The following is a 13,473-nucleotide window of genomic DNA, read 5'->3' as shown; positions in this document are numbered from 1 at the left end:
CTCTTACAGCGAAAAGTCACCAAGGCCCTGTGCTAATACACTCGCCTTATCACGCTCCAACTGAGCTGCATACTGTTCAGCCGACCAAAGTTCAAAACGATTACCCATTCCCACCAAGACAACATCTTTTTCGATATTAACCTGTGAGCGTAGTTCAGGTGCAATTAAAATCCGACCCGCAGAATCAATCTCTACGTCTCGAGCACTCCCCAACAAGATACGCTGTACGTTCGTTTTACTTGCTGGTAGTTCCTTGAGGATTTCTGATTTTCTAATCCACTCTGGGCGAGGATAGATCATCAGTCCACCTTCAAAATTCAATGTGATAGTCAGTTCGCCATGCACTTGGTCTTTCAAGTAGTCACGATAACGCGTCGGGATAGTCATCCTACCCTTCGCGTCTAATGACAATGCACTATTTCCTTGAAAAAACACTTTTGACCCACTTTCTAACACATAATTACACTTTTTCCCACTTTAAACCATTTTTGACTAAAAATCAAGATGCTAATGTCAATAAAAGGAAAATATTTCTGCGGTGAAACATTAATTGAGCAAAGACAACAAACATGTCTGAATAATGAGTTTTTCTAGCTGATGAATATATGAGGTTTTGGGAGTTAATGTAATCTTCAACTGATCAACAAACGATGGTTGGGGATTAACGGGATGCTCAATCGTCCAATACATAAGGGTTTTGATGAGCTATAAAATGACTATCGAATGTTGAAAAACTAGCGTATTTATAAAATCAAGATAGATTTAAAATGGGATTTTTAATCAACCATAAAAAAACTCCCATCATGCATCACACAGACGGGAGTTAAGGATTTACGTTGGAAAAAACTAAGTATTACGCGTTTAACTCAGCACGTAATTTCTTCGCTACATCCACCATCACTTTCAGTGCGGCAGTTGTTTCTGGCCAAGCACGTGTTTTCAAGCCACAATCAGGGTTCACCCACAGACGTTTAGCAGGAATGACTTCTAATGCTTTACGTAGTAGATGCTCGATCTCAGCTTCTGTTGGCACACGTGGACTATGAATATCATAGACACCTGGACCAATATCATTAGGATATTTAAACTTCACGAAAGCATCTAATAATTCCATATCAGAACGTGATGTTTCAATCGTAATCACATCCGCATCCATCGCTGCGATAGCAGGTAGAATGTCGTTAAATTCAGAGTAACACATATGCGTGTGAATCTGTGTTGAGTCTTCGATACCATAGCTGGTTAAACGGAACGCTTCTGTTGCCCATGCTAAATAGTTATCCCAATCAGCACGTCTCAAAGGCAAGCCCTCGCGAATAGCAGGTTCATCGATTTGAATCACTTTAATACCTGCTTTTTCAAGGTCACGCACTTCATCGTTCAATGCCAAACCAATCTGCTTGCACACTTCACTACGAGGAATATCGTTACGAACAAACGACCATTGCAACATCGTTACAGGACCTGTCAACATCCCTTTCATTGGGCGTTTAGTCAGTGTTTGAGCATAGCTAGACCAAGACACTGTCATCGGTTCAGGACGAACAACATCACCATAAATAATCGGTGGTTTCACACAACGACTACCATAGCTTTGTACCCAGCCAAACTTCGTAAAGGCATAACCATCTAATAGTTCACCAAAGTATTCCACCATGTCGTTACGTTCAGCTTCACCGTGAACAGGAATATCAATATCCAATTCTTCTTGAACCTTAACCACATGAGCAATTTCTTTCTTCATTGCAGCCGTGTAGTCTTCTAGACTCAAAGCCCCTTTCTTAAAGGCTGCACGAGCTTGACGAATTTCCAAAGTTTGTGGGAATGAACCAATCGTGGTCGTTGGCAATAATGGTAGATTTAACCATGCTTGCTGTGCCTCAATACGTTTCTCAAATGGAGATTGACGTTGATCGGCATTAGCAGGTAATTCAGCCAAACGTTTAGCCACTTCAGCACGGTGAATACGAGCTGAGGAAGCACGAGCTTGAGCAGCATCAGCACTAGCTTTCAATTCAGTCGCCACCGCTGGACGACCCTCATTTAAAGCGGTTTTTAGAACATTCAATTCTTGTACTTTTTGCAACGTAAACGCCAACCAAGAAGCCAATTCAGCATCTAATTCTTTTTCCACTGATAAATCATAAGGTGTGTGTAATAAAGAACAACTTGGCGCAATCCATAAACGATCGCCCAATTTTGCTTTTAAAGGCTCTAAGGTGTCTAGTACTTTGTTTAAATTAGCACACCAAATATTACGACCATCAATTACACCTGCAGATAAGACTTTATCGTAGTTCTCAAAAGCAGCTAATTGTTCTGGTGCACGTACCAAATCAATGTGCAAACCTGCTACTGGTAAGGCTTTCAACAAATCAGCATGATCGGCAACTGAACCAAAATATGTTGCTAATAACAATTTAGCATTCACAGCTTTGCTCAATGTTTCATAGCTTGCTTTCACTGCATCAACCCATTCCTGAGATAGGTCAACTGCCAATGCTGGTTCATCAATCTGAATCCACTCTGCACCTGCTTTCACTAATTCATTTAGAATCTCGACATAAACAGGTAATAATTTAGGCAATAAATCAAGGCGATTAAAGGCTTCTTGACCTTTTTCCTTACCTAAATACAGGAAGCTAACAGGGCCTACAATCGTTGGTTTCGCTTTCAAACCTAATGCCTGAGCTTCTTGTAACTGTTGTACATAGTGTTTTGCATTGGCTTTGAATACGGTGTTTTTGTGAAACTCTGGAACCAAATAGTGGTAGTTCGTATCGAACCATTTTGTCATTTCGATAGCGAATTGATCTTTATTACCACGAGCTAATTGGAAGTATTGAGCCAATGTCAAGTTTTGACTATCAAAGCCAAAGCGAGCAGGAATCGCTCCCGTTGCCACTTGTAAATCTAGAATGTGATCATAGAAAGTAAAATCACCCACCGCCACATAATCTGCATTGGCAGCAGCTTGATTTTTCCAGTTTGTTTCTCTTAAAGATTTCGCGACATCAAGCAATTCAGCTTCTGTTACTTCGCCACGCCAATAACGCTCTTGTGAAAATTTTAATTCACGATTAGGACCAACTCTTGGGAACCCGAGGACATGAAATGTTGTCATTATTTAACTCCTATTAATTTTTTGCATGGCAAAGCATACAAATTCAATTCATATTTCGTTAGTGATACTATCTGATACTTTTAAAATGAATGCAACTTATTTATTTTCATATTTGACTTGAATTTTTTTCATAAGAAGGTAAGCAAGATAAAAAACAGCAAAATAAAGGACAAAGAGCGTTAAGTTCCACGCCATCCTTTTGCTTACCCTCAAGAAAATTTACCTGTTTCATTACGATTTGTATAAAAAATGATACAAACAAGTCGGACTGTATAAAAAACACTTGCCTTAAAAAGAAGACTAATTTTATAATGATCGCTTATGTGCGAGCGAGCGTGGCGGAATTGGTAGACGCACTGGATTTAGGTTCCAGCGCCGTGAGGTGTGAGAGTTCGAGTCTCTCCGCTCGCACCAAGATACTGGTTAAACTACTGTATAAAAAACCTTATAAATCAATGTGAATATATACCAACATACTGATTTATAAGGTTTTTTTCTTTTTCTTGATTACTGTGTTTTTGTACAGTAAAATAACAAAAATTGACCAAAAACTTCCCCTGAATTTATTTTCTCATCTATCTTATACACTTTATTACCTCACCCATCCCACACCTAAATCCTGATGTCACCGTCATCCCAGCGGCTCCCACCTACTCGATCCGATCGTCCATCTTACACACTTTATCACCCATCGACCACCTAAATCCTGATGTCACCATCATCCCAGTGGTTCACGCCCACTCGATCCGATCGTCCATCGCACTCATCCTGCCCATCTATCTTACACACTTTATTACCTCACCCATCCAAGCATTCAGGATTTCAGCATACGTCATGTACCCCCCTCTCTTCGTTCTTTTGAACATTTTATGGACAAAAAAAAACACCCACCTAAATCTTTATCTAGATGGGCATCTTTTCTTAAAATTCTGAAAAACTAATCAAACAGCCGATGTATCTGCTCGCAACCCTAAAGTATGACAAATCGCATAGGTTAATTCTGAACGATTAAGCGTGTAAAAGTGAAAGTCTTTGACCCCCTCACTAGACAAAATTCTCACCATATCAATCGCCACACTCGCTGCAATCAAATTACGCGTAATAGGGTCGTTTTCAAGCCCCTCATAACGTTTACTTAGCCATTGGGGGATTTTGACATTCGTTAAAGTCGCCATTTTCAACAACTGTTTAAAGTTTGTCACGGGCAAGATACCTGGTACGATTTCCACATCAATACCGATCGCAGCACAGCGATCACGAAAACGCAAATAGGTATCGATGTCAAAGAAAAATTGGGTAATCGCACGCGTAGCACCGTTATCCACTTTTTGTTTTAAATACCAAAGATCCGCCTGTGCCGATTTCGCTTCTGGATGCACCTCTGGATAAGCCGCCACCGATATTTCAAAATCAGCAACATCTTTTAAAATTTTCACCAAATCACTGGCATAAAATTCTTTTTTTTCATACCCTACTGGCTCATCCCCTCTTAACGCCACGATATTACGAATTCCATTATTCCAATAATCTTTTGCAATTTGACTCAACTCTTCCTTAGTCGCATCAATACAGGTTAAATGCGGGGCCGCAATCAATCCCGTTTTCTGTTGAATCGCTTTAACCACACTATGCGTACGTTCACGTTCACCAGAATTAGCACCATAAGTCACTGAGACAAACTTGGGTTTTAAAGGAGCCAATCGATTAATCGAACTCCACAAAATATGCTCCATTTCTTCATTTTTAGGGGGAAAAAATTCAAAAGAAACGTTGATATTTCCATCTAACTCTGCCAATGACTGATTTAATACATTGATATGTTTTGCATAACCCATAGAATATCCATTTATCTTTTTTATTAATATTGCTAAACAATTTAAAACTCACAATAGGTTATACTATGCAGTACTTTTAGAATGAATTCAACTTATTTATTTTCATAGTTTGAGTGAATTATTTTCATGAAGCCCATATATATTGATTTACGCCATTTGCGTACATTATTAGCCATCGAAGAAACAGGTAGTTTATCATTAGCTGCCGAAAGAGTCTGTGTTACCCAATCCGCACTGTCTCACCAAATAAAAGGCTTAGAAGACTTATATAGCTTACCATTACTAGAACGTAAAACACAACCTGTTCGGTTCACACCAGCAGGAACACGTTTACTCAAACTTGCACACCGTATCTTACCTCAAGTCATTGAAGCGGAACTTGATGTCGCACGCCTTAAAGAGGGTGAAGCGGGTGAATTACGGATTGCAATCGAGTGTCACACTTGTTTTGATTGGCTAATGCCTGCAATGGATTTATTCAGACAAAGTTGGCCCTTAGTTGAATTAGATATTGTTTCAGGATTTCACACAGATCCAGTAGGTCTATTACTTTCACATCGTGCTGATTGGGCCGTTGTTTCAGAGGTAGAACCCACTCCTGGCATTAATTTTCAACCTCTGTTTTCCTATGAAATGGTCGGTATTTGTGCCAAAGACCACCCTCTAGCTTCAAAAGAAATCTGGGAAGCAAACGACTTCAAAAACGAAACATTGATTACTTACCCCGTTTCGGACGATATGTTGGATGTCGTCAGAAAAGTCTTAGAACCAGCCAATATCAACCCTGCTCGACGCACTAGCGAACTAACGATTGCTATTGTCCAATTAGTCGCCAGCAAACGAGGCATTGCAACCCTACCCTATTGGGCCGTGTTACCTTATTTACAAAGAGGCTACGTAATCGCCAAGAAAATCACCCCTCAAGGACTCACTAGCGAATTATATGCAGCCACGCGTGAAAATATGACGGACATGGCTTATATACAAGATTTCTTTCACACCGTCCAAACCCAAAGTTTCGCCACTTTACCTGGCTTATCACGTTTAGACATCCCCTAAATCAGACATCCGAGCTTGGTGTTTATTATTCAACGAATCAGACTGTACGGGTTTATGCACATCTCGTTTAGACACACCCTAAATCAAGCATCCGAGCTTGGTGTTTATTATTCAACGACTCAGACTGTACGAGTTTAAGCACATCTCATTTAGACATCCCCTAAATCAGACATCCTAGCTTGGTGTTTATCATTTAACGGGTCTGACTGTACGGGTTTAAGCATATCTCGTTTAGACACGCCCTAAATCAAGCATCCGAGCTTGGTATTTATTATTCAACGACTCAGACTGTACGAGTTTAAGCACATCTCGTTTAGACATCCCCTAAATCAGACATCCGAGCTTGGTGTTTCTTACCCAAACGATTAGATCAGGCCCATACCTGCATCTCAAAAAAACATTTTCATTTTTTTAAACACCCATAAAAAAAGACGCACACTAAGGCACGTCTTCTTTCCCGATCTCAACAACTGATGGTTAAACAGCTGGCACCAATTCCCCTGTCAACAAGTAATGAATCGTATCTTTGACACTTCGAGATTCATGCCCATATGGCAAAGGATCTTTACCTCTAAAGAATAGACCTTTTTTCAAATCGCCTTTTAACGCATCACTAAGTCTTTGATCAATACAGAATTGGCCTATTTTACTAATCCCATCTCGCAAACCACAGACTTGCAAGCAGTTAAAAGACTCTGTACATCTTCTTGGATCAGCTTTAGCAACAGATTGTAACTTAGACTCACTTTTCAAATATTTTTCTAAGAACGAGGTTTTTACCGCTCTGGCAGGCAATCCCGCTACTGACATAAATTCAGCAATATCCTCTTCTTCCGCATCCGCCAAGACTTTCTTAAAGTTTGGATGTGCATCACCTTCATGAGTTACCGCAAAGGCCGTTCCAATCTGCACCGCATCGGCTCCCCAAACATTTAAAGCCGTATCGATTTTCTTATGATGAGCCATACCACCCGCCAAAATAAGTGGAATATGCTCATTTTCAATGCCCAAGTTTTTATAGATTTCATGAACCTCTTCCACCACACGCGGAAAACTAAAACGTTCATGCCCTAAATCCGTAATCTGTGTCGCCCCCAAGTGTCCACCCGCATGATTAGGATGTTCAATCACAATCGCATCGGGTAATCTATTCTTTTTCATCCAACGTTTCAAAACAATTTGAACACCACGAGATTCAGACAAAATCGGAAACAAACAAACCTGAGGAAAATCAGCCGTTAAATCTGGAAGTTCTAAAGGCAACCCTGCCCCCATCACAATTGCTTCAGCACCTGATTCACAAGATTGACGAACCAAGCCCTCAAAGTCTTTTACCGCTTTCATCACGTTGACCGCAATCATGCCTTTGCCTTGGCTGTTTTTCAAAGCCGTTTTAATCTCTCTATCCAAGGCAATATGATTCAGACGTAAAAAATTTTCAGCTGAGGGATTAACCTTTGATTCTTCTAATAAATCGGGGTGCAAATGACGCAAATCAATACTAGCAATGGTACCTACACCACCCTCTCTAGCAACCGCACTAGATAAGCTACTTGCCGATATACCTACCCCCATTCCACCTTGCACAATAGGAATAAGCTCTTTTTCTCTGATTTTCAGAGGTTTATAAAGGTGTTTCATAAAAAAACATTAATGTATCAAAACAGAACTCATACATTGTAATGTATTTGTCAGCTTAATGATAGAAAACTGTCAGTTTTTTGTCAGAAAGTAGATTTTTAAACACTTATTTAAAGATTCAAAAATAAGAAATGGAATTTTATTTATTTAAAAAATATTAAGCACCGATTTATTTAAATCAATAAGCATATGATTTTATTTACAAGATATACTTCCATTTAATCTATTATTAAAAATATATTAATAATCAATGTTTTAAAACTACTACAAATTTCAATTTTTCAGCCAAAAACTGCATAATTCTCTTGAGCAAGATCGCAACATCGTTTATATCTATAGGTAAGGAATTATTTTATTAAGTTCTTCTTAATATCATCATTCCAAAAACTTTTTAACACAGCATGCTTTTCTTATTTTAGTGGGAATTATTAACATGATCTTAACTGGATTACTATGTGGTGCGATTTTAGGATTCGTTTTGCAAAGAGGCAGGTTTTGCGTAACGGGTGCATTAAGAGATTTATACTTACTAAAAAAATCACGAATGTTTATCGCATTCTTACTGGTTATTGCTATTCAATCCGTCGGCATTTACGTACTTTTAAACTTGGGTATTATCAAGCAAAACCCTGCTGAACCTATTCCTTTAATTGCCACAATTGCTGGTGGATTAATGTTTGGTATCGGTATTGTATTAGCAGGCGGGTGTGCCACCGGTACTTGGTATCGTTCAGGTGAAGGCTTAGTAGGCAGTTGGATCGCCCTATTTATGTACATGTTGTTTAGTGCCATCATGAGAACAGGTCCTTTAGGAGATGCTAATCGTGGGCTAAAATCCATTGCACTAGGCGACACCTTTATCTATGAAACGTTAGGCATTTCATCTTGGATATTATTAACTTTGTTTGTACTTTTAGTCGCTTATTTACTTATTCGCGAACTATCGAAACCAAAAGCAAAGATCGCTGAACTGCCACCTAAAAGAACAGGGATTGCACATTTTCTGTTTGAAAAACGTTGGCACCCTTTTTTCACTGCGACCTTAATTGGTGTCATTGCCATCGTTGCTTGGCCATTAAGCATCGCATCTGGCAGAAACTTTGGACTTGGTATTACCACACCTTCTGCAAACCTTATTCAATACCTTGTCACCGCTGATACTCGTTACATCAACTGGGGTGTATTGCTTGTTATCGGCATTCTTATCGGTTCGTTTATTGCCGCCAAAGCAAGCGGTGAATTTAGAGTACGCGTCCCTGATACTAAAACCATTATCAGTAGCCTATTTGGTGGTGTGTTAATGGGAATCGGTGCCAGTTTAGCAGGTGGTTGTACAGTCGGTAATGGTATGGTCGAAACCGCCTTATTTAGCTGGCAAGGATGGATTTCATTACTATTCTTTACATTAGGAACATGGATTGCCGCTTATTTCACTATCGTGAGACCTCAGCAAAAATCGTTATTAAACACTCAATCAGGAGAAAATAAATGGATCTTAAATTAAACACTGTCGGTAACGTTTGCCCTTTTCCTTTAGTCGAAGCAAAAAACGCGATGAACCAACTCAATACTGGCGATCAGTTAATCATTGAGTTTGACTGCACACAGGCCACCGATAGCATTCCACAATGGGCTGCCGACGAAGGATATGAAGTGAAGGACTTTGCACAAATCGATCCTGCGAAATGGACGATTACCGTAGTGAAGAAATAAACTTTTATTTAAAAAGACCTCTGAATTTTCTTGCAGAATGAAGAGGTCTTCACATTATCGATGTCAAAAGAAGTTTAATTTTTCTTACAAAATAATGGAATCTGATAACTGTTCAAAAGTGAATGAATAGCCGTACTACCTTAACTTTCTTCATGACATAAAAAATCTTTTAACCAGTACATTCTGACACAACTGTTTTCATATTAACTTTCTGCAAAAAAATCTTATAACAAGCATAATACGAACAGTTGAAGATGTTCAGAATCCATAACACACCATCATTTTGTGGATGATAGAACTTTCAAAATATGTTAATACAACCTCATCCATGATGCATTAAACGCGACGTATCAGACATCCCCAAAATCACTATCCACGATGTTTTATAGATTAAACACGTTCATAACCTTTCAACAAATACATCCAACAAGCATCATCAAACACAATGCCCATGCGTTGTTTTTCTTTTTCAAATGAACGTTTAAGTCGCAATAAATTTTCTTCTTTCCATCGTTCACCCGATTCGATGGCACATTTATCAAAATCAATCAGATAAATTTTCTCTGTGCCAGACTGTATCAAAATATTATGACAATTTAAATCACGATGATTCACTTGTGCCTGATGCAGTTTTTTTATTTCCTGACCAATACGTTCCCAAACCAGTTCAGGTAAAGATGTTTTCAACAAGACCGTTAAATCACTGGCCCCATCAATCTTTTCAAGCAAAATATCTGCTCGATAGAAAATACCGCCGACTTTTTGCATACGTGCTGCTATCGGTTTAGGCACAGCTAATCCTAATTCATGAAGACGTTTTAATAAATTAAATTCTGCAAAACTTCGTGTTTTATGCTCATCAGTGTACAAAAACAGATCGCGATTTAATTTTCCGATCAATCCACCTCGATAATAATGTCTTAAAGCCGTGTCAACACCGAATAAATCTGCACTTTTTAAAAACCAAGTAATGCCTCTACCTTTCGCATGACCTAATATTCTTTTTTCTTTTTTCCAAAAATCAAGACAAAACATCTGCTGTACGGAATATTCAAGCGTTTGAGTATTCAGCAAAAACGTTTCATTTTCAAATTGAATGTTATTCATAAATTCAGTCCGTGCAGACAGCCTATGTATGTTTAATAATATTTTATTTTACAATAGTCACATTTACTTTATTCATACGTCTGTTTTTATGAGCTTATTTAACAAAGAACCGCAGTCTATCTGTATATTAAGACTTTCAGCTGTTGGCGATGTGTGTAATGCTTTATCAGTCGTTCAAGCAATACAAACTCATTTTCCTAAAACAGAAATCACTTGGGTTGTCGGAAAAACAGAATATGGCTTATTAACAGGCATTCCAAATATCCATTTTGTTGTATTTGACAAAAAGAAAGGATTGCACGCCTTTAAAGAAGTGCATCAAGCATTAAAAGGAAAGCGATTTGATGCACTACTCAATATGCAATCATCTTTTCGTGCTTCTTTACTTTCCTTATTCATCAAGGCCAAATATAAAATTGGGTTTAACAAAGAACGAGCCAGAGAGGGCCAATGGTTATTTACCAATAAAAAAATTGAGCGTCCGTCTGAAAACCACGTATTATCAGGGTTTATCGAATTTGCTCGTTTATTAGGCGTACCCATGGAAACTCCACATTGGAATTTCTATTTGCCAAAAGAAATGAAAGAAGATATGTCAGTCTATCTTATGGCCAATAAAAAAAATGTCTTAATTTCTCCTTGTTCAAGCAAAGCGGAAAAAGATTGGACCATTGAGGGATACGCAGCAACCATCCAAGCGTTACATCAATGTGGAGCTCATATTTTATTAGCAGGCTCACCGAGCGAACGTGAACGTTTGTGTGCACAAAAAATCGAACAACAATGCCAAGTACCTGTGATTAATTTAGTAGGCAAAACCAGTCTTAGAGAATTGGCCGCTTTAATCGCTCAAGTTGATTTAGTCATTGCCCCCGATTCAGGACCCGTACATATTGCCAATGCTTTAGACACAACCGTCATTGGACTATATGCCTATCATAACCCTACTCGCACAGGACCTTATTTACAGCTTGATAATGTTATTTCGGTGTATGAGAAACATGCGGCCCAAGAGTTTAAACATTCATCTACTCAAAACTGGGCAAAAAAACTCAGCACCCCCAATCTCATGCAAGAAATTTCGCCTCAGTCCGTGATCAATAAAGCCAAGGAACTTTTATTCCCTGATATTTAAATTTATCTTTACTCGAAAGAACCGCTTAAACACGAGCTTTCATGAAGCAGTCGATCTTTAAACCCATCGATTAAACCGCCCACCACCGTCACGTGTTGCATCAGCCGTTTATCCATCACTTATATCCGATTCAGCGATTACACTTACCAAGAACCGCTTAAACACAAGCTTTAAAGTACACTATTTTTTCTCTGATGTGCTTTCTAGGTTTTTATCTTCGGGTAATAACAAAGGAGAAACCATTCTTTTGTAGTTACCGTCTTCATTTTCCCCCTCATAATAAATAAGCAAAGGAGAAACTTCTTTCATCGTTTGAACATGATGAGGGTTAAAAGCCTTATCCGTGTGATTGGTGTTTAAACCTAGCCATTGGGCATACAAAGACATAAAATGCAGATTACTGTAGTATTTATCATAAATCTCATGTTCCCGACTATCACTGTTCAAGATTAGGAATGGAACATGATAACTACTAATGTACATCGAACTAGGCCCTACACGTTCATCATTGACTTCTATACCATGATCAGAAAAATAAATAATCGAATAACTACCCTCTTTGCTGATTCGTTCTTGCAGCTTTCTCAAAAACTCATCTGTTTTTCGGATCGTCGCAAGATAACAATTCGCCTCTTTTTTCTTAAATACGGTAAAGTTGTTTTCAAAGCCATGTAAACGATGACAAGGATCGACATGTGAACCAAAAGTATGTAAAACAATCACACGCGAACCCTCTACAGGTTCTTTCAAATACTTTTCTAACCTCACTAACAATTCGTCATCATCTACATTGAAAGACTGATAACTACCTGTATGCAAGTATTCAAGGTGTTTAGCACTGCTGGCAATAAAAGATGAAGACGTATCATGAGTACCTAATTTACCTTGATTGGTAATCCAAATCGTTTCATAACCACCCTTATTGGCCAAATTCATAATATTGTTTTTAACGTCAAAATCTATACCGTCTTTCAATGGTAATTGGAGTGTTCGGGATAGCGATAAAACGGTGCCATAACTAGGTGAATAGGCTTTTGTGAAAAAGATACCTTTAGCTTGATTTAAAAACGGCGTGGTTTCATGATCATAACCAAAAACTGAAAAATAATCGGCTCTTGCACTTTCACCTATCACCAATACATAGTTTTTATACTTTTGGTAATATTCATTTTTCGTAACTTCCCATGTATTGGGCTTTTTAGACTCTTCTAATAATTCTTTAACCACTTTATGGTATTCAAACCCTGTACTCACAAAGTTCTTCAATGCTTGGATGGGAAAAGAAATATATACGCAACCCAAAAACACTAAGAATAAAATTATCTTCAATGGTTTGGCATTAGAACCATCTGGCATGGTATTGCCTTGTATCACAGGCGTGCTTAAACGGTAATAACAAACAAACGCAATCACAAATGCTAAGGTTTGGAGAATCACCACCCATGAAAAAGTACTCGAAAAACCTAACACTTCCGTGATATTTGTTTCAGCAAAAGCGGCGTACATTCCCAAGGAAATAGGCCCATAGGTCGCATAAATCGCCCCAAAAATAATCGTCAAAATAGCAGGAAGAATCAAAATACGTAAGCAAAATTTATTACCTGAAGCCAGTAGCAAACTTAACGCCAGTCCAAATATTCCGATATTGCTGAATAAAACATTGGCCCATCGAGACACTAAATTCACTAAAATACAAATAATAAAAAAATTAAAATACAGTCTAAATGTCTTATCTGAAAGTAAGCTCATCTCTTTTGTTTTCCCGTTGACCATTAATCATCTTACTTATTATAACGACTTATCAGCATCATCCCAATATCTATCGTTTCCACATCAAATAGGATCTTTGCCCTTCATCA

Annotated in this window: 11 protein-coding genes and 1 tRNA gene; 5 read left to right on the top strand and 7 right to left on the bottom strand. The window is 38.4% G+C overall.

What is annotated here, in order from left to right:
- Window positions 1-3: 3 nt before the first annotated feature.
- The 3 genes from IX83_RS02265 to metE all read right to left on the bottom strand — a co-directional run bounded on the left by IX83_RS02265 (window position 4) and on the right by metE (window position 3,124).
- Window positions 4-387: a division/cell wall cluster transcriptional repressor MraZ gene (locus IX83_RS02265; protein WP_236620616.1), complete on the bottom strand. Its 384-nt coding sequence runs from the start codon at window positions 385-387 to the stop codon at window positions 4-6.
- Between the two features lie 159 nt (window positions 388-546).
- Complete coding sequence (locus IX83_RS09015; RefSeq protein WP_158074725.1) at window positions 547-690, bottom strand: hypothetical protein; 144 nt, start codon at window positions 688-690, stop codon at window positions 547-549.
- Between the two features lie 163 nt (window positions 691-853).
- Window positions 854-3,124 (bottom strand): 5-methyltetrahydropteroyltriglutamate--homocysteine S-methyltransferase, encoded by a 2,271-nt coding sequence (metE, locus tag IX83_RS02260; protein ID WP_038498733.1) that lies wholly within the window; start codon window positions 3,122-3,124, stop codon window positions 854-856.
- A gap of 329 nt (window positions 3,125-3,453) precedes the next feature.
- Between metE and IX83_RS02255 the strand changes: the two genes are divergently transcribed.
- Window positions 3,454-3,538: transfer RNA gene (locus IX83_RS02255), tRNA-Leu, on the top strand.
- A 527-nt stretch (window positions 3,539-4,065) separates the two neighbouring features.
- Here IX83_RS02255 and metF read toward each other — a convergent pair.
- Window positions 4,066-4,959, bottom strand: a complete 894-nt coding sequence (gene metF / locus IX83_RS02250; RefSeq protein WP_038498730.1) for a methylenetetrahydrofolate reductase — start codon at window positions 4,957-4,959, stop codon at window positions 4,066-4,068.
- A gap of 126 nt (window positions 4,960-5,085) precedes the next feature.
- Between metF and IX83_RS02245 the strand changes: the two genes are divergently transcribed.
- Window positions 5,086-6,018, top strand: coding sequence for a LysR family transcriptional regulator (locus tag IX83_RS02245; protein ID WP_038498727.1), 933 nt, complete (start codon window positions 5,086-5,088; stop codon window positions 6,016-6,018).
- A gap of 477 nt (window positions 6,019-6,495) precedes the next feature.
- On the opposite strand, the gene IX83_RS02240 is transcribed toward IX83_RS02245, so the two are convergent.
- Complete coding sequence (locus IX83_RS02240; RefSeq protein WP_038498724.1) at window positions 6,496-7,659, bottom strand: NAD(P)H-dependent flavin oxidoreductase; 1,164 nt, start codon at window positions 7,657-7,659, stop codon at window positions 6,496-6,498.
- A gap of 433 nt (window positions 7,660-8,092) precedes the next feature.
- Between IX83_RS02240 and IX83_RS02235 the strand changes: the two genes are divergently transcribed.
- On the top strand, window positions 8,093-9,163 hold the full coding sequence (locus tag IX83_RS02235; protein WP_051919088.1) for a YeeE/YedE family protein: 1,071 nt from the start codon (window positions 8,093-8,095) through the stop codon (window positions 9,161-9,163).
- Window positions 9,148-9,372, top strand: a complete 225-nt coding sequence (locus tag IX83_RS02230) for a sulfurtransferase TusA family protein (protein WP_038498721.1) — start codon at window positions 9,148-9,150, stop codon at window positions 9,370-9,372. The genes IX83_RS02235 and IX83_RS02230 overlap by 16 nt, the downstream gene beginning before the upstream one ends.
- A 390-nt stretch (window positions 9,373-9,762) precedes the next feature.
- Here IX83_RS02230 and IX83_RS02225 read toward each other — a convergent pair whose 3' ends face one another.
- A complete protein-coding gene (locus IX83_RS02225) occupies window positions 9,763-10,479 on the bottom strand; it encodes a 3-deoxy-D-manno-octulosonic acid kinase (protein WP_038498718.1) in 717 nt (238 codons plus the stop codon).
- A 28-nt stretch (window positions 10,480-10,507) separates the two neighbouring features.
- Between IX83_RS02225 and IX83_RS02220 the strand changes: the two genes are divergently transcribed.
- A complete protein-coding gene (locus IX83_RS02220) occupies window positions 10,508-11,614 on the top strand; it encodes a glycosyltransferase family 9 protein (protein WP_201770250.1) in 1,107 nt (368 codons plus the stop codon).
- 180 nt (window positions 11,615-11,794) lie between these two features.
- Here the strand turns inward: IX83_RS02220 and IX83_RS02215 are convergent, their stop codons facing one another.
- Window positions 11,795-13,387, bottom strand: coding sequence for a phosphoethanolamine transferase (locus IX83_RS02215; RefSeq protein ID WP_038498715.1), 1,593 nt, complete (start codon window positions 13,385-13,387; stop codon window positions 11,795-11,797).
- Window positions 13,388-13,473 lie beyond the last annotated feature (86 nt).

Source organism: Basilea psittacipulmonis DSM 24701, assembly GCF_000743945.1.
In the GTDB taxonomy this organism is placed as follows: domain Bacteria; phylum Pseudomonadota; class Gammaproteobacteria; order Burkholderiales; family Burkholderiaceae_B; genus Basilea; species Basilea psittacipulmonis.
The sequence above is the reverse complement of the archived record's forward strand: the minus strand, read 5'-3'. Positions and strand labels throughout refer to the sequence as shown.